The 18,480-nt window shown below is 71.6% G+C and carries 11 protein-coding genes and 1 pseudogene; 4 read left to right on the top strand and 8 right to left on the bottom strand.

All coding sequences use genetic code 11. The features are described from left to right. Positions 1–52: 52 nt before the first annotated feature. Both EJG53_RS01430 and EJG53_RS01425 read left to right on the top strand, forming a co-directional pair. Positions 53–934, top strand: coding sequence for a fumarylacetoacetate hydrolase family protein (locus EJG53_RS01430; RefSeq protein WP_125043156.1), 882 nt, complete (start codon positions 53–55; stop codon positions 932–934). 172 nt (positions 935–1,106) lie between these two features. Then, a complete protein-coding gene (locus EJG53_RS01425; RefSeq protein WP_125043154.1) occupies positions 1,107–1,748 on the top strand; it encodes a hypothetical protein in 642 nt (213 codons plus the stop codon). A 6-nt stretch (positions 1,749–1,754) separates the two neighbouring features. Here the strand turns inward: EJG53_RS01425 and EJG53_RS01420 are convergent, their stop codons facing one another. From EJG53_RS01420 to EJG53_RS01415, 3 genes are read right to left on the bottom strand one after another with little or no spacing between them, the layout of a single operon-like run. After that, the gene (locus EJG53_RS01420; protein WP_167515015.1) at positions 1,755–3,278 is read right to left on the bottom strand and encodes a sodium:solute symporter family protein; all 1,524 of its coding nucleotides are present in this window, start codon (positions 3,276–3,278) and stop codon (positions 1,755–1,757) included. Positions 3,279–3,310: 32 nt separating this feature from the next. Continuing rightward, the gene (locus EJG53_RS40920; protein WP_167515014.1) at positions 3,311–3,736 is read right to left on the bottom strand and encodes a PT domain-containing protein; all 426 of its coding nucleotides are present in this window, start codon (positions 3,734–3,736) and stop codon (positions 3,311–3,313) included. After that, on the bottom strand, positions 3,723–4,652 hold the full coding sequence (locus tag EJG53_RS01415; RefSeq protein ID WP_307721665.1) for an amidohydrolase: 930 nt from the start codon (positions 4,650–4,652) through the stop codon (positions 3,723–3,725). Before EJG53_RS01415 ends, EJG53_RS40920 begins: the two co-directional genes overlap by 14 nt. Positions 4,653–5,258: 606 nt before the next feature. On the opposite strand from EJG53_RS01415, the gene EJG53_RS01410 reads away from it, so the two are divergent. Continuing rightward, on the top strand, positions 5,259–6,782 hold the full coding sequence (locus tag EJG53_RS01410) for a chitinase (protein WP_125043148.1): 1,524 nt from the start codon (positions 5,259–5,261) through the stop codon (positions 6,780–6,782). A gap of 113 nt (positions 6,783–6,895) precedes the next feature. Here EJG53_RS01410 and EJG53_RS01405 read toward each other — a convergent pair whose 3' ends face one another. Next, a complete protein-coding gene (locus tag EJG53_RS01405) occupies positions 6,896–7,831 on the bottom strand; it encodes an NmrA/HSCARG family protein (protein WP_125043146.1) in 936 nt (311 codons plus the stop codon). 110 nt (positions 7,832–7,941) lie between these two features. On the opposite strand from EJG53_RS01405, the gene EJG53_RS01400 reads away from it, so the two are divergent. Next, a complete protein-coding gene (locus EJG53_RS01400) occupies positions 7,942–8,298 on the top strand; it encodes a MerR family transcriptional regulator (protein WP_125043144.1) in 357 nt (118 codons plus the stop codon). Positions 8,299–8,371: 73 nt separating this feature from the next. Here the strand turns inward: EJG53_RS01400 and EJG53_RS01395 are convergent, their stop codons facing one another. From EJG53_RS01395 to EJG53_RS01380, 4 genes and pseudogenes are all read right to left on the bottom strand, one after another. Then, positions 8,372–9,943 (bottom strand): FAD-binding oxidoreductase, encoded by a 1,572-nt coding sequence (locus EJG53_RS01395; RefSeq protein WP_167515013.1) that lies wholly within the window; start codon positions 9,941–9,943, stop codon positions 8,372–8,374. Beyond that, the gene (locus EJG53_RS01390; RefSeq protein ID WP_125043141.1) at positions 9,940–11,220 is read right to left on the bottom strand and encodes a cytochrome P450; all 1,281 of its coding nucleotides are present in this window, start codon (positions 11,218–11,220) and stop codon (positions 9,940–9,942) included. The genes EJG53_RS01395 and EJG53_RS01390 overlap by 4 nt, the downstream gene beginning before the upstream one ends. Continuing rightward, the gene (locus tag EJG53_RS01385) at positions 11,217–13,817 is read right to left on the bottom strand and encodes a type I polyketide synthase (RefSeq protein WP_167515012.1); all 2,601 of its coding nucleotides are present in this window, start codon (positions 13,815–13,817) and stop codon (positions 11,217–11,219) included. The genes EJG53_RS01390 and EJG53_RS01385 overlap by 4 nt, the downstream gene beginning before the upstream one ends. Before the next feature lie 28 nt (positions 13,818–13,845). Further along, positions 13,846–18,447, bottom strand: a pseudogene (locus EJG53_RS01380) (type I polyketide synthase); the annotation flags it as partial. Positions 18,448–18,480 lie beyond the last annotated feature (33 nt).

Genomic DNA, 18,480 nt, shown 5'->3' with positions numbered 1-18,480 from the left:
GCACCCCGCGACGCACCAACAGGGGCACCCCGTGCCCGGAAACGGAGGCCCCATGAACACAACACGCACCCCCAGTCAGGACGGAACCCGCGAATACCGCCGCATCCTGCTCGACGGCGCCGTCGTCCACGTCGTACGGGAGGGCGAAGCCCTCATCGCAGGCGACGGCCGCCGCGTGCCGGCGGCCACCGCCCGGCACCTGCCGCCCGTACAGCCCTCGAAGGTGATCGCCGTGCACCTCAACCACCGCAGCAGGGTCGAGGAATTCCAGACATCACTGCCGCCCGCGCCCACGTACTTCCACAAGCCCGTCTCCGCACTCAACGCGCACGGGGGAGCGGTGGTGCGCCCCGAGGGCTGCCAGTACCTCAACTACGAGGGCGAGATCGCGCTCGTCATCGGCCGCGTGTGCCGCAACGTCGCACCGGACGACGCCGGCCACTACATCGCCGGATACACCGTCGCCAACGACTACGGCCTGCACGACTTCCGCGACACCGACGCCGGCTCGATGCTCCGCGTCAAGGGCTCCGACACGCTCTGCCCACTGGGCCCCGGGCTGGTGACCGGGTGGGACTTCCGCGGCAAGTACCTGCGGACGTACGTCAACGGCGAGCCGGCGCAGGACGGTTCCACCGACGAGATGACGTGGGACATGCACTACCTCGTCGCCGACATCGCCCGGACCATCACCCTCGCCCCCGGCGACGTCCTCCTCACGGGCACGCCCGCGCATTCACGCCCCGTCCGGCCGGGCGACGTGGTGGAGGTCGAGGCGGAGGGCCTGGGGCGGCTGACCAACCACATCGTGGCGGGCCCGACACCCGTCCGGGACGACTGCGGAGCGCAGCCGACAGCCTCCGAGGAGGTCTTGTCCACGGCCTTCGGCGGTGACTGGGAGTACCGCGGCATCCGGCCCCCTCGCCGGTCCTAGACCCGGTGGCCCGGCCGTCACCGGCGTGCGACCTGAGGACGACGGCGTGGCGTCGGGCGGGGGAAACGGGTGCACGGCAGTGGCGACTCCAGGTGGATGGGGAGACGGCCGCCGATCGGCGACGATGATGCGGCCCGCGCGGCCCACGTCCCCTTCGACACCGGAGCATCACATGCGTTCTGTCATCCGCCGTAAGGTGGCCGTCTCTCTGACGGTCCTCGCCACGATGAGCACACTGAGTACGGCGTGTGCCACGTCGGCCGGTGCCAACATCGGCAGTCGGCAGGCGAGACCCGTGTACGCGAGTGTGACCGGCAGCGCGGAGTTCACGCTGCCGTACGTCAAGGACGACGACATCCGCTCGTTCAGCTTCGACGCGCATGCCGCGCCCTACAGCAAGCCGCTCCCCGGAATTCCGACCGGCCTGCCCACCGATGCCCGCGGCACGGTGAAGATCTCCCACTACTCGGCCGAGCGGGACACCACCTACACCTCGGAAGGCCGGGTGGACTGCCTGGTCACCGGCCCGCACACCGCCACGCTGACCGCCGTCATCACCAAGGTCGGCGCCGGAGGGCCGCCCTGGGCGGGCAAGCGGCTGGGGTTCAGCGTCCAGGACGGCGGCGCGGGCCAGGGCCGCTCCGACGACCGGGTGGGATTCTCCTGGGAGATGGTGAACCTGCTGCCGGGCGGCACCGCCGCACCGCCGGAGGCCGAGGTGGGCACCTGTATGGCACCGGCCCCGTACGCCCCCGTCACCAAGGGCGGATACACCGTCCGGCACGCTGATCTGCTGCCGCCGCCCCGGAACTGACCCCGGTCACGCCTGCGCCGGCCCGGGCGGCGGGGCCGCGGTCCTGCTGGGTGCGGCCCGCGTGCCGGGCACGGCCGTGGCGGTGAACAGCTCCCCGACCCGCCGCCTCTCCGCCGTACTCTGCGGGAGCAGGTACGCACACGCGACGTACACCGCGAGGTTGACGGCCAGGCCCACGATCCCCGAGGTCAGGCCGTTCAGCCAGGGGATGAAGGTGGGGTAGACCGCGGAGAGCCCGGCGGCGGTGACGAAGCCGGCCACGGTTCCGGCGACCGTGCCCGTCCGGTTGCCGCGCTTCCAGAAGAGGCCGAGGAACTGCGGGACGGCGAGCTGCACCACGCCCTGGTACGCCATGATCGACAGCGTGATGAGGTTGCTGAGCCCGAGATTGGCGACCAGCGCGGAGGCCACCGTGTAGACGGCGATGGAGATCTTCGCCGCCAGCAGCCGACCCTTGTCGTTCATCGGCCGGTACACGGCCACCAGGTCGTTGGAGATGAGGGTGCCCACGGACTGGAGCACCCCGTCGGCCATGCCGATCTGCGCGGCCAGGACGCACAGCGCGATCGCGATGATGACCCATGGGCCGCCGATGTGCCGGGCCAGGGTGAACAGGGCGCGGTCGGGGTTGTCGGAGACACCGGGCAGCGTCCCGGACAGCAGGGCGGCGGTCAGCAGCAGCCCGGCGAAGACGAGCGAGGCCGGCATCACGAACACGGCGGAGCGTTTGACGCTCCGTACCCCGTCCGCGGTGAAGAGCCGGACGAACATCCCCGACAGACACCAGCCTCCCACCGACCCGGTGAAGGTCAGCGCGAAGAGATACAGGCCGCCGCTGTCGCCGCCGGCCGGCAGCGTCAGCCGCTCCAGGGGCAGCCGCGCGAACCCGTGACCGTTCACGGCCAGGTAGACGATCAGCCCCACCAGCAGGACCGACCCGAAGACGTACGCGATCATGCCCTGGTAGAAGTCCGTGACGACCACACCGCGCATGCCCATGCGCACCGTCCAGAACTGGCGGGCCACCAGGACCAGCACGCCCGCGAGCACCGACTGGGAGTAGCTGAGGTGGCCGAACGAGATGTAGTAGAAGATCAGCCCCATGGCCTGCATCCCGAGCACGGTCATCGGGAAGTTGACCAGGACCTGGATCAGCGCGGGCACGGTGCGCGACGCCGTTCCGCCGTAGCGCAGGCCGAACAGGTCGGACTGGGTGCGCAGCCCGTGCCGCTCGCCCCACATCCACACCCGCCGGGACATCAGATACATCAGCAGGTAGGCGAACAGGCCGTAGACCAGCAGGTGGAAGCCGATCACCCCGCTGCCCGCCGCCATGCCCGCGTCGGCGATGAAGACCGAGCCGGGGAACCAGGTGTTGAGGACCGACATGGTCTGGTAGCCGCTGCCGAAGCTGCGGCCGCCGACGGCGTAGTCGGTGAAGTCGGCGTCGCGCCTGTGGTGGATGTACAGCGTGCAGAGCACCCCGCAGAAGAAGAGCACCACCATGCCGTAGCCGAGGAACACATTCACTGGGGCGAGCCCCTCTCCGTACCGAGGAGGTGTCAGTCGATCTCGCCGCGGGCCGACTCGACGCCGTACAGGGCGACGACGCCTGCCGAGATGTGCGCGCCGAGAGCGAGGAAGTAGCAGACGGACAGCGGAATACCGGGTCCGCCCTGGAACCGTGGATCGCCCGCGGCCCAGTACACCGGAGGTGCCAGCGCCAGTACGGCGTCGAGCGCGAACCAGCAGCCGAACAGCGCCCATTTCCGCCGTGGCGAGAGGGCGACGGCCCAGCGGGCGAAGCGCGCGGACAGTGTCCCGGTGAGCCGCCGGGCGAACCGTTGGGCGGACCGCCGGGTGGGCGGCAGGGCGGTCGGCTCAGAGGTTGGTTGAGAGGTCGGATGAGAGATCGGTTGAGTGGTTGACTGGGAGTACGGCTGCGAGGTCGACCGGCCGGCCGGTCGCACGGAATCACCGGATGTCATGGACGATCTCCCCGTCGAAAACCGTCATCGCCACCGGCATCGCCGCGATGTCGTGCGGATCCGCGTGCGCGAGATCACCGTCCACGACGCAGATGTCCGCCACCTTGCCGGGCTCCAGCGAGCCCTTCCAGTTTTCCGCGAAGTCCTGCCACGCGGCGTTCGAGGTGTACGCGCGGACCGCGGTCTCCAGGTCCACGCACTGCTCGGGGCCGCTCTGCCGCCCGCTCGCCGTCGCCTCCCGCAGCATCATCGAGGCCACGCCCCGACGCCAGTCGGGGTAGGTGATGGGCGCGTCCGAGCTGGCGGTGACCGGGATGCCGGCCGCCACGGCGCTGCGTACGGGCCACTGGTAGGCGGACCGTTCGGGCCCCACGATCGCGTCCATCGCGTCCGCGGTGGCGTCCTTGACGCCGGGGTTCATGTTGATGCCCCAGCCGTGCCGCGCGAGCGTGGCGAGCGAGCGGGCCGAGGCGAAGTCGCCGTGGATGACGTAGTGGCGGGCGTCCGGGCGAGGGGTCTCGGCCTGCGCCGCCTCGAATGCCTCGACGACCGCGTCGATGCCGTGGTCCCCGGTGATGTGCACGCCGAGCTGGTGGCCCGCGGCGTGCGCGTACCGCACGATCGTGTTCAGCTCCTCGACCCGCTGGGCGTCGCTGTGGCCGTGCAGACAGAGACTGCCGTATCCGCCGCCCTCGTACTCCTCGTGCATCCAGGCCGTACGGCTCGGCGGAATACCGTCCGCGAACAGCTTGACGCCGAGTACGCGCAGCCGCCGCGGGTCGGCTGCCGCGCACACCCCTTCCAACTGGACCAGCCGGTCGGGCAGGTGCCGGGCCGCGCCGCCCATCTCCAGGGGGAGCAGCAGCACACTGACCCGCGCCCGCAGCTCACCGGCCGACTCCAGACGTGCGTACACGTTGAGCGTCTCGGTGTCCGCGACGCCCAGGAAGAGTGAGGTGCCGCCGCCGCGGAGTCGATGTACGCGTTCACCTCGACGATGGTCTCGCCCTCGAAGCGGCACACCCAGACGTAGAACGGGTCGTACGGGACTCCGTCCTTCGCCGTGGCGACCCCGTCCATCTCGGCCACGGTCACCGCCCCGCCGCCGTACAGCCCCCGGATACGGAAGCGCAGCCCGCCGTCGAGCAGCGGCCGCACCTTGCCGATCGTGGCGGGGACGAACTCCTCCCGCCCCCGGTAGGACCCGGCCAGCGGGTGCTTGCCGAACAGTGTCCACCGCACGTCGTCGGCGAGCCGCCCGAAGAACTCGTCGACCGTGTCCACGCGCTCCAGCAGCGCGAACACCTCACGCCGGGCCGTACCGGGTTCGTCCGCACCGGCCATGATCACTCCTCACCGTGCACGGAGGCGGCGGGCGTTCATCCGCCCCTCGGCGCCGATTGGTCTAGTCCTAGTTTGGTCCAGACCATTGACATGTTCGTGCTCTCGGGGGGACTTTCTTCCCCGTCCCGTGTACCGCACGGGGCGAGCTGGACACCCCCTTCGGCTGGACGGAACAGACATGAGACCCAAGCACCCCTTACGGGCGGCCCTCGCCGCCGCGGTCACCGCCGCCACCGCGCTCGGCCTCGCCGGAACCGGCACCGGCACCGCGGCGGCGGCCACCCCCCTCCCGGCCCAGGTCTTGGCCCCCTACTTCGAATCCTGGACCGGCCAGAGCCCCGCCGCGATGTCCGCCGAGTCGGGCGCCAAGCACCTGACGATGGCGTTCATCCAGACGGCCGCCAAGGGCTCCTGCACGCCCCTGTGGAACGGCAGCACCAGCATGCCGATCTCCCCGGCCACCTTCGGCGACGACATCAAGACCCTGCAGGCCAGGGGTGGTGACGCCATCCCCTCGTTCGGCGGCTACACCGCCGACACCACCGGCACCGAGATCGCCGACAGTTGCACCGACGTCCAGCAGATCGCCGCCGCGTACCAGAAGGTCGTCACGACCTACGACATCAGCCGGCTCGACATGGACATCGAAGTCGACGCGCTGGACAACACCGCGGGCATCGACCGGCGGAACAAGGCGATCAAACTCGTACAGGACTGGGCGGCGGCCAACGGCCGGAAGCTCGAAATCTCCTACACCCTGCCCACGACCACCCGCGGCCCCGCCGCCAACGGCGTCGCCCTGCTGAAGAACGCGGTGCAGAACGGCGCCCGGGTCGACGTGGTCAACCTGATGACGTTCGACTACTACGACAACGCCGCCCATGACATGGCACGCGACACCGAGACCGCCGCCCAGGGCCTGCGCGACCAGCTCGCGCGGCTCTACCCGGACAAGAGCGACGCCCAGCTCTGGAGCATGATCGGCGTCACCGAGATGCCCGGCGTCGACGACTTCGGCCCGGCCGAGACCTTCACCCTGGCCAACGCCCGGCAGGTCTACGACTGGGCCAAGGCCAAGAAGATCAACACCCTGTCGTTCTGGGCGCTGCAACGGGACAACGGCAGTTGCCCCGGAGGCCCGGCCCGGGACAACTGCTCCGGCATCGAGCAGCAGACCTGGGACTTCACCCGGATCTTCGCGCCCTTCACCAGCGGCTCCAGCACCCCGCAGAACGACTTCTCGGTCACCGCCGCACCCGCCGCCGGATCGGTGACGGCCGGTGGTACGGCCACCACCACGGTGCGCACCGCGGTGACCGCCGGCGCGGCCCAGAAGGTGGACCTGAAGGTCAGCGGCGCCCCCGCGGGCGTCACCGCCGCGCTCAGCCCCGACTCCGTCACGGCGGGCGGCTCGGCCACCCTGACCCTCACCACGACCGCCGCCACGCCGTCCGGCACCCACCGCATCACCGTCACCGGCACCGGCCCCTCCGGCAGCCACACGGCGACCTACGCCCTGACCGTCACCGGCGGCAGCGGCGGCCAGTGCACGGCCGCACCCTGGGCCGTCGGCACGGTGTACACCGCGGGCCAGCAGGTCGCGCACCGCGGGCACACCTGGAAGGCCAAGTGGTGGACGACGGGCGAAGAACCCGGCACCACAGGCGAGTGGGGTGTCTGGCAGGACCTCGGCTCCTGCTGACCGGCTTCCTGCCGACCGGCCCCTGTTGACCGACTTCGCGTGAAGCTCCGTCCCCGGATGCCAGTGCCTGGCACTCGGGGACGGAGCGGGCGGGAGCCGGCCAGGGGCCGTCGTCAAGGACCAGCGGGTGAGGGGGCATGCAGCGCCTCGGCGAGGAGGCCCGCCCCAGGGCCTGACAGCCAGCGGTCGAAGCGCAACAGGAAGGGAAACTCCGCACGCAACGCGTCGAGGTCCGCGTTTCCCGTCAGCCTGCCGTCGTCCACCAGTGCTTCCAGCTTGCGAAGGATCTCGTCCTGTGCGAGCGGTGTCGTCGGCAGGCGGCTGTAGTTGATCTTCCGGCCGGCGGCCCGGGTCAGATGCTCGGCCAGGGCGTTGCCGGTGAGGGCGTCTCCGGCGATCTCCATGGTGCGACCGGCGTAGCGATCGGGGGAGCCGAAGACCTTGGCGACGATACGGCCGATGTCGCGCACCGCGATGAACTGCATGGCTTGGTCCGGGCGCATCAGGAAGGACAATTGTCCCCGGTCGAGCCCCGTCGCGGGGGTCACCAGGAGCTCCATGAAGGTGGCCGGCCGGATGATGGTTCCGGCGATGCCCAGGTTCCGGACATGGGCCTCGATACGGTTCTTGGTGTCGAGGTGGTGCACGCCCGTTGTCGAACCCGCGGTGACCGCCGAACTGTAGACGAGGTGGGCGACGCCGCGGTGCTCGGCGATCTCGGCCACCGCCGCGCCGAAGCGGATCTCGTCCTCGTCGGTCACCTCGGCGCCGGACTGGCCGGAGTTCGGCTGGACGCTGAAGACGCCGTGGGCGCCGGTGAAGGCCGCGCGGAGCGAGTCCGGATCGCCGAGGTCGCCGCGGACGGTCTCGACGCCGAGGGCCGACAGCGCCCGGGCCCGGTGGCCGGACGGGTCCCTCACCACCGCGCGCACCGCCCAGCCGTCGTCCCGCAGCGCCGCGGCGACCGCTCCGCCCTGCTGCCCCGTGGCGCCCAGGACGACGACGGTTTTGTGCGGTCTGGTGGAGTGAGTCGAAGACGTGCTGGTCACAGGCGAGCTCCAGGGTTCGGACGGGGTGGTTGTCACCGGTGTCCGCTACGCTAAAACCTGACGCCAACGTCAGGTGCAAGCGCGACGTGGAGTCGCGTCAGGAGGTCGGGATGCGGATCGGAGAGGTCGCCGCCAAGGCGGGCGTCAGCGTCCGGGCGTTGCGCTATTACGAGCAGCAGGACCTGCTCCACTCCTCCCGGAATCCGGGTGGCCAGCGCCGGTACGCGGACGGTGCCGTCGAACGGGTCAGGTTGATCCAGCAGCTCTACTCCGTGGGCCTGACCAGCAGAACCATTCGCGAGGTGCTGCCGTTCGCCGACGCCGGTGCCACGCCACCGGAACTGCTCGCACTGCTCGCGGCCGAACGCGACCGCCTCGATCAGCAGATGACGGACCTGCGGGACAAGCGCAGGCGGCTGCACAACTGCATAACCGAGGCTCGCGATCATGACGGAACAGGAAGGTGACGGCGGCGTATCACCCCGCCATGCACCATCACCCCGCCATGCACCGTCACCCGACGGTCTTCGAAGACGGACTTCAGCTCTCCGCGGCCGGCGGTTCGACGCTCATCCGGTGCCGGAACACGTTGCGCGGGTCCCAGCGTCCCTTCACCCTGCGCAGACGCGGATAGTTGTCCTTGTAGTAGAGAGCCGGCCAGGGGATGCCGGACCGGTTGAACTCCGGGTCGGTCATGTCGGCGTCCGCGTAGTTGATGTAGCAGCCGTCGGTGGCGGAGTCCGGTACGGGCACGCCGCCGGTCTCCGCGAACAGGTCCTGGAAGATCTCCCGCGTCCAGCCGATGTTCGACGCGTCGTCCGCCGGGTTCACCCACCAGTTCTCGATCCGCATCTTGATGACCGAGTCGCGCTGCGCGGAGGCGGTGGCGTCCGGGGCCACCGCGTTGATCTGCCCGCCGAAGGGCATCAGCATCACGATCGCGCCGGGGCTGTGCACGTCGGGACGGTTCAGATGCCGGTACATCGTGGCGGCCTGGTCGGTGGAGTAGTTGGTGCGCAGGTACGCGGACTTGGTGGCGCCGCGGACCGAGGGGATCGGCTGGTTGCCGATGATGGTGACCAGGTGCCGGTTGGCCTGCAGCCAGGTCAGTTCCTGGACGGCTTCGGTGACGGTGGGATCGCCTTGGACGGAAGTGCCCTCGACCAGTGCGGTGAGGAAGCCGCGCAGCCGGTCCCGCGCACCGGGCCGCTCCGCGTCGATCTGGCTGACCAGTGCCACCGGGCCGCCGGCGCGGTGGTTGAGCACCAGGACACTGGAGACTTCCGCGCCCGGCGAGCCCGGCGCGCTGTTCTGCTCGCTCCAGGCACCGTAGTTCAGGAGCAGCCGGCGGAAGTCCGCCTCCGGCAGCCGGTCCCAGGGGACGGCCGTCTGGCCGAACAGGACCTTGGCGGGCGGGGCGACCAGCAGTTGCGACGGGTCGGTACCGGTACGGCCGGGCGTACGGAACCAGTAACGCGTCACCAGCCCGAAGTTGCCGCCCCCACCACCGGTGTGGGCCCACCACAGATCATGGTTCGGATCGTCCGGGTCCCGGCTCGCCACCACGCTGTACGCCTTGCCTTGGGCGTCGACGCACACCACCTCGACGGCCTCCAGGTGGTCCACCGTCAGCCCGAGGGTGCGCGACAGCATGCCGTACCCACCACCGCAGACATGCCCGCCGACGGCGACCGAATAGCAGATGCCGCCCGGAATGACGACGCCCCAGCGCCGGTAGAGCTGCTCGTAGACGTTGAACAGCAGCGCGCCGCTCTCCACGGCGAATGCCTGACGCGCGTGGTCGAACTCGATGCGCGACATCCGCGTCATGTCGAGCACGACTTCCACGTCCGGGTTGCACACGAAGTCCTCGACGCAGTGCCCTCCGCTGCGCACCGCGATGCGCTTGCCCTCGCGCACGGCCTCCTGGACGGCGTGCACCGCGTCGGCCGTGGAGGTGATCAGCCTGATGCGTTCCGGGCTGCCGATGAACCGCTGGTTGGTGCCGGAGATCAGGTCCACGTACCGGGGGTCGCCCGGCTTGACCACCGTGCTGTCGCCGGTGTGCCGCGGCCCGGCGCTCTCGTCCGTACGGCTTGCTGTGTCGCTCAACGCTCTGCTCCAGTTCGGTTCCGGTGTCCACGCGGCAGCGCGCACGGCAGGCGCGTGATGCCGTGGACGAAATTGCTGTGCAGGTAGGAGGCGTCTCCCACCTCGAAATCCGGCGCCCGGCGCAGCAGTTCACCGAAGAGTTCGGTCAGTTGCGTACGCGCCACGACGGCGCCGAGACAGTGGTGCGGCCCGCCGCCACCGAAACTCACGTGCGGGTTGGGTGAGCGCCGGACGTCGAAGGCGAGGGGGTCGGTGAACACCCGCTCGTCCCGGTTGCCCGACAGGTAGAACAGGACGACCTTGTCCCCTTCGGCGATGCGCGCGCCGCCCAGCTCCACGTCCCGCGTGGCGGTGCGCCGGAACGTCAGTACCGGGGTGGACCAGCGGACGAACTCCTCGACCGCAGTCTTCGCCAGCCCCGGGAAGTCCGCGCGGAGCAGCTCCCGTTGCCGGGGGTGGGCGGTGAGCGCCAGCGCCGTATGGCTGATGGTGTTGCGCGTCGTGTCGAAGCCCGCGGTGACCAGGAGGTTGAAGAAGGCGCCGATCTCCTGGTCGGTCAGCCTGGCACCGTCGATCTCCGTCTGCACCAGACTGGTCATCAGGTCGTCGGCCGGCCGGCGGCGGCGGGCCCGGGCCAGGTCGGTGCCGATGCCGGTGACGAACTCGACGGCCTCGGCGACCACACGCATCGGATCGCGGCCCCGGTGCACGGACTCCTCGTGGACGGACAGCGGGACGTCGGCCGCCGTGGCCAGCTCGTCGTGGAGCGACGCCGGTACCCCCATCATCTCGGCGATGGTCCACACCGGCAGGCGGCGGGACACCTGAGCCACGAAGTCGCAGTCACCGGCGGCGAGAAGGCCGTCCACGATCTGCCGGGCCTGGGCGGCGATCTGCTCCCTGATGGCCGCCAGGCGCCGGGGCGTGAAGGCGGCGACCACCAGCCGACGCAACTGAGCGTGACGCGGGTCGTCCATGGCGATGAAGGACTGGGTCGCCTGGAGGATCTCCGGCGGGAAGTCGTCGAGCAGCATGCCGCGACCGGAACAGAAGGCCGCGGGGGCGCGGCTCACTTCGAGGATGTCCGCGTGCCGGACGACCGCCCAGAACCCGTCCCCCTCCTTGGCCGACAGCACACCGGCCTCGGGGACGAGTGGGTGCCAGGAGGGCGGTCGTTGCCGCAGTTCGTGGAAGACCTCTTCCTGTTCGGCGGCCCGGGCGGCCCAGAAGGCGCCGGTGAACGGCGTGTCGGTCGTGGTGGACGGCGTGCCGGTCATGAGGCGCTCACCGGGCCGGGGGCCGCAGCGGCGGCGTGCTGGTTGTCGTGATGGTCGCGGTCGTCGTGGCCCTCGGGGGCGTCAGGGCCCTCGCGGTCGTCGCGGCCGAGCCAGTAGCTGCGGCGCTGGAAGGCGTACGTGGGCAGGGAGACCGCCCGGCCGCCGATGCCGTCGTACGCCGCCCGCCAGTCCGGGGACGCGCCGTACGCGAACGCCATCGCCAGCCCCGGCAGCAGCGGGTCGCCCGCGTCCCCGCAGCGGGCGCCGGGAATCACGACCGCTGCCCCCGGCCGGTCCGGAACCTCGGCCGACGCGCCTGCCTCCGTACCACCAGACAGCCCGATCTCCTTGCCACCAGGCACCCCGAACCCCGTACCACCAGGCGCCCCGAACCAGATCACGAGCGGGCCGTCCCACTGCGCGAACGCCTTCTCCAGCGCTTCGGAGCCCGCCGGGGCGGACCGCCAGTGCCCGGCCGGCACCGTACCGAGGACGAGTTCGGTGGCCTGCCCGGCGGAGTACCAGGAAGCGGCGTCCGTCTCCGCGACGGCCGGTGCCGCAGCGCCGGGATCGCCGCCGCTGCCGCGCAGCGCGGCCATCCGCGCGCCGTCCTCCGGCCGTACCGCCCCCACGGCACAGGCCGCGGCGATCTCGCCGAGCCCGTCACCGACGACGGCGGCCGGGCGCACGCCGCAGGACCGCCACAGGTTGGCGAGGGCCGCCATCGCGGCGTACGCCGTCACCTGGGCGTCGACCTCGGTGTCCGCCGCGTCGGCGAGCGACGCCTCCGCAGCCGTACGGCAGCGCTCGTACAGGGCGGAGAAGCCGGGCGACCGGTCGCGCAGGGTGGCCACCAGCTCTGCCCAGGCGTCCCGGTCGGCTGCTCCGCCGTACTCCGGGAAAGCGAAGACGATCTGCCGACGGCCGCTGGTGCCGCTCCGGACGACCTCCGCTGCGGCCCGTCCGTCCGCCACCGCGCGCAGCCCCGCCGTCAACGCGTCCCGGTCGCCGCCGAGCAGCGCGGCGCGGTGTGCGAAGGACGCCCTGGTCAGCGCCAGTGACCAGCCGATGTCCCGTACGGACCGGCCGGGCCGCGCCGCCAGATCGGCCAGCAGCCGCCGCGCCTGGTCACGCAGGGCATCGGGCGTACGGCCCGAGAGCACCCACGGCACCGCACGGTCGCCAGGCTCCGCAGCGGGCGTCGTACCGGTCGGTTCCGGTGCCTGTTCCAGGATCGTGTGGACGTTGGTGCCGCTGACGCCGAAGGCCGACACCGCCGCCCGGCGCGGCTGCCCGGTCTCCGGCCACGGCGCCGCCCGCGCCACCAGACGGAGGGCGCCGGGGGACCGTTCCACCGTCTCGGCCGGCCGGTCCGCGTACCGGGACGGCGGCAGCGTGCCGTGGCGCAGCGCCAGTACCACCTTCATCAGCCCGGCCATCCCCGCCGCTGCCTGGGGATGCCCGAGGTGGGACTTGACCGAGCCCAGCCACAGCGGCCGGTCGCGCTCCGCCCCGTACGCGGCGAGCAGCGCGTTGGCCTCGATGGCGTCGCCGAGCGGCGTACCCGTACCGTGCCCCTCGACCAGGTCGATCTGTGTCGGCGACAGCCGGGCGTCGGCCAGTGCCTTGCGGATCATCCGCTGCTGCGACGGGCCGTTGGGCGCGGTCAGACCATTGCTCGCACCGTCGTGGTTGACGGCGCTGCCGCGGACGACGGCCAGGATGCGGCGGCCGTTGCGTACCGCGTCCGAGAGCCGTTCCAGCAGGACGACCCCCACACCGTCCGCCCACCCGGCGCCGTCGGCCGCCGCGGAGAACGACTTGCAGCGGCCGTCCGGCGCCATCGCGTCCTGCCTGCTGTACTCCAGGAAGATCTCCGCGTCCGCCATGACCGTGGCGGCGCCGACGAGCGCCAGCGAACAGTCCCGGTTGCGCAGCGACTGCCGGGCCAGGTGCAGGGCGACGAGCCCCGAGGCGCAGGCCGCGTCCAGGGTCGTACTCGGCCCTTCGAAGCCGAAGGTGTAGGAGAGCCGGCCGGCGGCCACGCTCGTGATCGAGCCGGTCATCCGGTGGCCGATGCCGTCTTCGGGAAAGGCGTCGACCGTGTCCCCGTACGGCTGCCGCGCCATGCCGAGGAACACGCCGGTGTCGCTGCCGCGCAGGGTGCGCGGGTCGATCCGGGCGTCCTCCACCGCCTCCCAGCCGGTCTCCAGCAGCAGCCGCTGCTGCGGGTCCATCATGGTCGCCTCGGCGTCGTCGATGCCGAAGAACTCCGCGTCGAACAGGTCCGCGTCGTGCAGGAACCCGCCGGTACGGACATGGGTACGGCCCGGTGTGCCGGGCGTGGGGTCGTACAGCCCCGCCACGTCCCAGCCACGGTTGTCCGGGAACGCGGTGATGCCGTCGGCGTCGCCGGTCAGCAACCGCCACAGGTCGTCGGGGGAGGAGACGCCCCCGGGCCAGCGGCAGCCCATGCCGATGACGGCGACGGCGTCCCGGGTGTCCTCCTCCAGTTCCCGCACCCGGGCGCGGGCCGCCTGGAGGTCGCCCGTCACCCGCTTGAGATAGTCCCGGAGCCGTTCTTCGTTGCTGTGCACGGTGTCCACCCCGCGTTCCGTTCCGTCGTCAGATGGTCGAGTCGAGTCCGTCGATGAGGCTGAACAGCTCCTCGTCGGTTGCCGTCCGTACGCGGTCGCGGTCCGCCGCCGCGCCGTCCGCCGCCCGGCCCGTCAGCCGGTCCGCCATCTCCCGCAGGCGCGCCACGACACCGGCGCGCACGTCCTCGTCGTGCGTGGCCGCCTCGCCCACCAGCGCCTCGACGCGGTCGAGCTCGGCGAAGACGGCGGCCGAGGGCGCCTTCTCGGGCGGCGCCAGCAGCGTCCGCAGGTGCACGGCCAGCGCCGCGGCGTTCGGCTGGTCGAAGAGCAGCCCCGCGGGCAGCCGCAGGTCCGTCGCGGCGCCGATCCGGTTGCGCAGCTCGACGGCGAGCAGCGAGTCGAGCCCCAGATCGCGGAAGGCCCGGTCCGGATCGATGTCGGCAGCAGAGGCGTGACCGAGCGCGGCGGCCACCTGGCGCCGCACCAACTCGGTCAGCACCTCGTCCGCTTCGTCCGCCGGGAGCCCGGTCAGCCGCTCCCGCAGGCGCTCCGCGTCCGAAGCGCCGCCGCCGGGCCGTCCGTCCTGCGGGTCTGTACGGCCGCCGTCGCGGATACGGGTACGGGCCAGCGCGGCCAGCAGCGGCGGCAGGCCCCCGTACTGCTCCCGGTCCGCCAGTTCTCCGGCAACGAGGCCCAGCGGTACGAGTACCGACGGCCCGCCGTCCGCCGCACCGAGCAGGTCGGCGGCCCGGTCGTCGGACAGGGGCGACGTGCCGTGCCGTCCGCCGTCCGCGTCGCGCTCCCAGGCGATCACCTGGCCCGGCAGCCCCAGGGCGGCCCGGTGCTGGACGAGAGCGGTCACGAAGGCGGTGCCGCTCGCCTGGGCCACTTCGCCGATCCTGGGCAGCAGGCCCGCCGTTGGGGAGGTCACGAGGAAGAAGGCCGGCGCGAGGCCGAGAGTCGCTTCGTGCAGCCACCACACCGGTGCGGCCACCTGGAGCAGGGCGGCGTCGAGCCCGTCCGGCGCAAGGGAGCCGAGTACGCCGTCGTCCGTGGCCGGTACGCCGTGCAGGACACCGGCCAGCGGCCGCGACAGCTCGGCCAGGATGGCGGTGAGTTGCGGTGGGTCGGTGCTGTCCCAGGGGACGGCGTGGACCTCGCACGGGAAGGCGGAGTCGGTCATGGCCTCGGTGATCTTTGTGGCTTCGCCGTCCGGGCCGGTGAGCACCGTGAAATGACGTACGCCACGGGCCACCAGATGCCGCACGGCCGAGGGGTCGGGCCGGCCGGTCACCAGGACGGTGCCCGCCGGGTCCGGAGCCGGCCCCGCGGCGGACGCCGGGGCCACCGCCGACAGTTGGGGTACGAGCAACTGCCCATCGCGTACGGCGGCTTCGGGCTCGCCACTCGCGAGCACCGCAGCGACCGCATCGGTGAGCGCGTCACGGTCCTCGACGTCCACCAGCACGATACGGCCGGGATTCTCGGCCTGCGCCGCACGCACCGCTCCCCATACCGCCGCGTCCCCGAAGCCGTCCGTACGCTCATCCCGCACGGCGACCGCACCCGACGTGGCGACGACCAGCGGTCCGTCAGCCCAGCGCGCGTCACCCAGCCACTGCTGCATCACGGTCACCGCGTGTGTCACACCGGTACGGGCGCGGTCGAGGGCGGACCCGGCCTCGTCGGCGTCTTCGTCGGCGTCCGGGAGGAGCCAGAGGGGCAGCACGGCTGTGGCGGCGTCGGGGTGCGGTTCTCCGTCTTCGGTGGCGGCGTACGGTCCGCTCAGCACCACCAGGTCGCCCGGCGAGAGGTTGCGTCCGGGCCGGTCGACGGCCGGGGCATGGTCTCCCGCCGGTTCCCACCGGATGGTGAACAGCTCGTCCCGTACATCTGAGCTGCCGACGGGTGGTGCGGCGTCCAGCCAGTGGTGTTGGTGTTGGAAGGGGTAGGTGGGGAGGTTGGTGGTCGGTTGGTTGGTGTGGGTGGGCCAGGTGATGGTGTGGCCGTGGGTGTGGAGGTGGGCGGCTGTGGTGTGGAGGTGGTGGGTGTCGGGGTGGTTGCGGTGGAGGGTTCCGGTGGTGTGGATGCGGGTGTTTTCGTGGGTGGTGGCGGTTTCTTCGATGGCGGGGGTGAGGACGGGGTGGGGGCTGGTTTCGATGTAGGTGTGGTGGCCTGCTTGGAGGAGGTGGGTGATGGCGGTGTGGAACTGTACGGGTTCGCGGAGGTTGCGGAACCAGTAGTCGGGGGTGAGTTCCGCACCCTCGACGAAGCGGCCGAGGAGCGTGGAGAACATGGGAACGCCGGTGTCGCGGGGGGTGATGCCGTCGAGTTCGGAGCGCAGGCGGTCCCGGATCTGTTCGATCTGGGGGGAGTGGGAGGCGTAGTCGACCGGGAGGAGGCGGGTGCGGGCGTTGTGGGTTTCGGTGGCGCGGGTGAGGGCTTGCTGGATCTGGTCGGCGGGTCCGGAGATGACGGTTGTGGTGGGGCTGTTGACGGCGGCGATGGTGGTGTCGAGCGGCAGGAGTTCCTGCACGGTGTGCGGCGTAAGGTTGATGGAAGCCATGGCGCCGTGGCCGGTGAGGGGGAGGAGAGCTCGGGCGCGGAGAGCGCTGATGCGGGCGGCGTCGGGGAGAGTGAGGGCGCCGGCGATGTGGGCGGCGGCGATCTCGCCCTGGGAGTGGCCGGTGACGGCGGTGGGGTGGATGCCCAGGTGCTGCCAGGTACGGGCGAGCGCGACGAGGACCGCGAAGAGGGCGGGCTGGACCACGTCGACGCGGTCGAGTGCGGGGGCGTCCGGGGCACCCCGTAGGACATCGGTCAGCGACCAGTCGACCCAGGGAGCGAGGGCGTCCTCGCAGGCGGTGATGGCGTGCGCGTAGGTGGCGTTGGTCTCCAGCAGTTCGGCCGTCATACCGGGGTACTGGCTGCCTTGACCTGGGAAGACGAAGACCGGTCCGGCTCCGGTGGGCCGGGCGGTGCCCCGGATCACTGACGGGTCGTCCTGCCCGGTGGCCAGCGCGCTGAGAGCGTTGTGGAGCTGGTCCGGTGCGGTGGCGGCGGTCAGGACGGCGCGGTGGGGGAAGGTGGTGGTGCGGGTGGTCGTCAGGGCGTGGGAGATGGCCTGTGGGGAGTCTTCGGGGTGCTCGGTGACGTGGGTCAGCAGACGTCGGGCCTGAGCGGCCAGAGCCGGTTCCGACTTGGCCGACAGCACCCAGGCGACGTCCCAAGGGCTGCCCCAGGCAGCGTCCCGACCTTCGTCGCCGGCCGGTTCCGCCGCGTACGTCCCGCGGGGCGCTTCGAGGATGAGGTGGGCGTTCGTACCGCTGACGCCGAAGGAGGAGATGGCGGCCCGGCGCGGGCCCTCGGCCTCTTCCCAGTCCCTGGCTTCGGTCAGCAGACGTACGGGTCCGGCGGACCAGTCGACGTGCGGGGACGGCTCGTCGACGTGCAGGGTACGGGGCAGTTCTCCGTGCTGGAGTGCCATGACCATCTTCAGCACGCCGGCGGCTCCGGCGGCGGCCTGGGTGTGTCCGATGTTGGATTTCACCGAGCCCAGCCACAGCGGCCGTTCGCGTTCCCGTCCGTACGTCGCCAGCAGCGCGTTCGCCTCGATGGGGTCGCCCAGGTTCGTTCCCGTGCCGTGCGCCTCGACGACGTCGACGTCGGCGGGGGAGGACCCGGCGTCCCGCAACGCGTCCCAGATCACACGCTGTTGGGCGGGCCCGCTAGGGGCGGTGAGGCCGTTGGAGGCGCCGTCCTGGTTGACGGCGGAGCCACGGATGACGGCCAGGACGCGGTGCCCGTTGCGCTCGGCGTCCGACAGCCGTTCCACGACAAGGATGCCGACGCCCTCGCCCCAGCCCACGCCGTCCGCCGCAGCGCCGAATGCCTTGCAACGCCCGTCGGGGGCCAGTCCGCGTTGGCGGCTGAACTCGATGAAGGTCATGGGGGTCGACATGACGGTGGCGCCGCCGGCCAGCGCGAGGTCGCACTCACCCAGTCGCAGGGACCGTACAGCCAGGTGCAGGGCGACCAGCGACGACGAGCACGCCGTGTCGACCGTCAGCGCTGGCCCCTCCAGCCCCAGCGTGTACGCGATCCGCCCCGACGCCACACTCCCCGCGCCGCCCGCGCCGAGCAGCCCTTCGATCTCTTCCGGCGTGGGGAAGAGCCGGGTGACGTGGTCCTGGTACATCAGCCCGGTGAAGACGCCGGTGCGGCTGCCGCGCAGCGACTCCGGGTCCAGCCCGGCACGTTCCACGGCCTCCCACGACACTTCCAACAACAGGCGCTGCTGCGGGTCCATCGCCAGTGCCTCCCTCGGGCCGATGCCGAAGAAGTCCGCGTCGAACAGCCCAGCGTCGTGCAGGAACCCGCCCTCCCTGGCGTAGGACCTGCCGCGCCGGTCCGGGTCCGGGTCGAACAGCCCGGCGAGGTCCCAGCCGCGGTTCGTCGGGAACCCGGACACGGCGTCCCGCCCGTCCCGTACGAGCTGCCACAGTTCCTCCGGCGTGGTCACGCCGCCGGGATAGCGGCAGCCCATGCCGACGACGGCGACCGGCTCGTGCCGCGCGGTCTCCGCCTCGACCAGCCGCTGCCGGGTGCTGTGCAGTTCTGCCGTGACCTTCTTGAGGTACCGAAGGGTCTTGTCGTCGGTCAT

Source organism: Streptomyces chrestomyceticus JCM 4735 (genome assembly GCF_003865135.1).
Classification (GTDB): domain Bacteria; phylum Actinomycetota; class Actinomycetes; order Streptomycetales; family Streptomycetaceae; genus Streptomyces; species Streptomyces chrestomyceticus.
The sequence above is the reverse complement of the archived record's forward strand: the minus strand, read 5'-3'. Positions and strand labels throughout refer to the sequence as shown.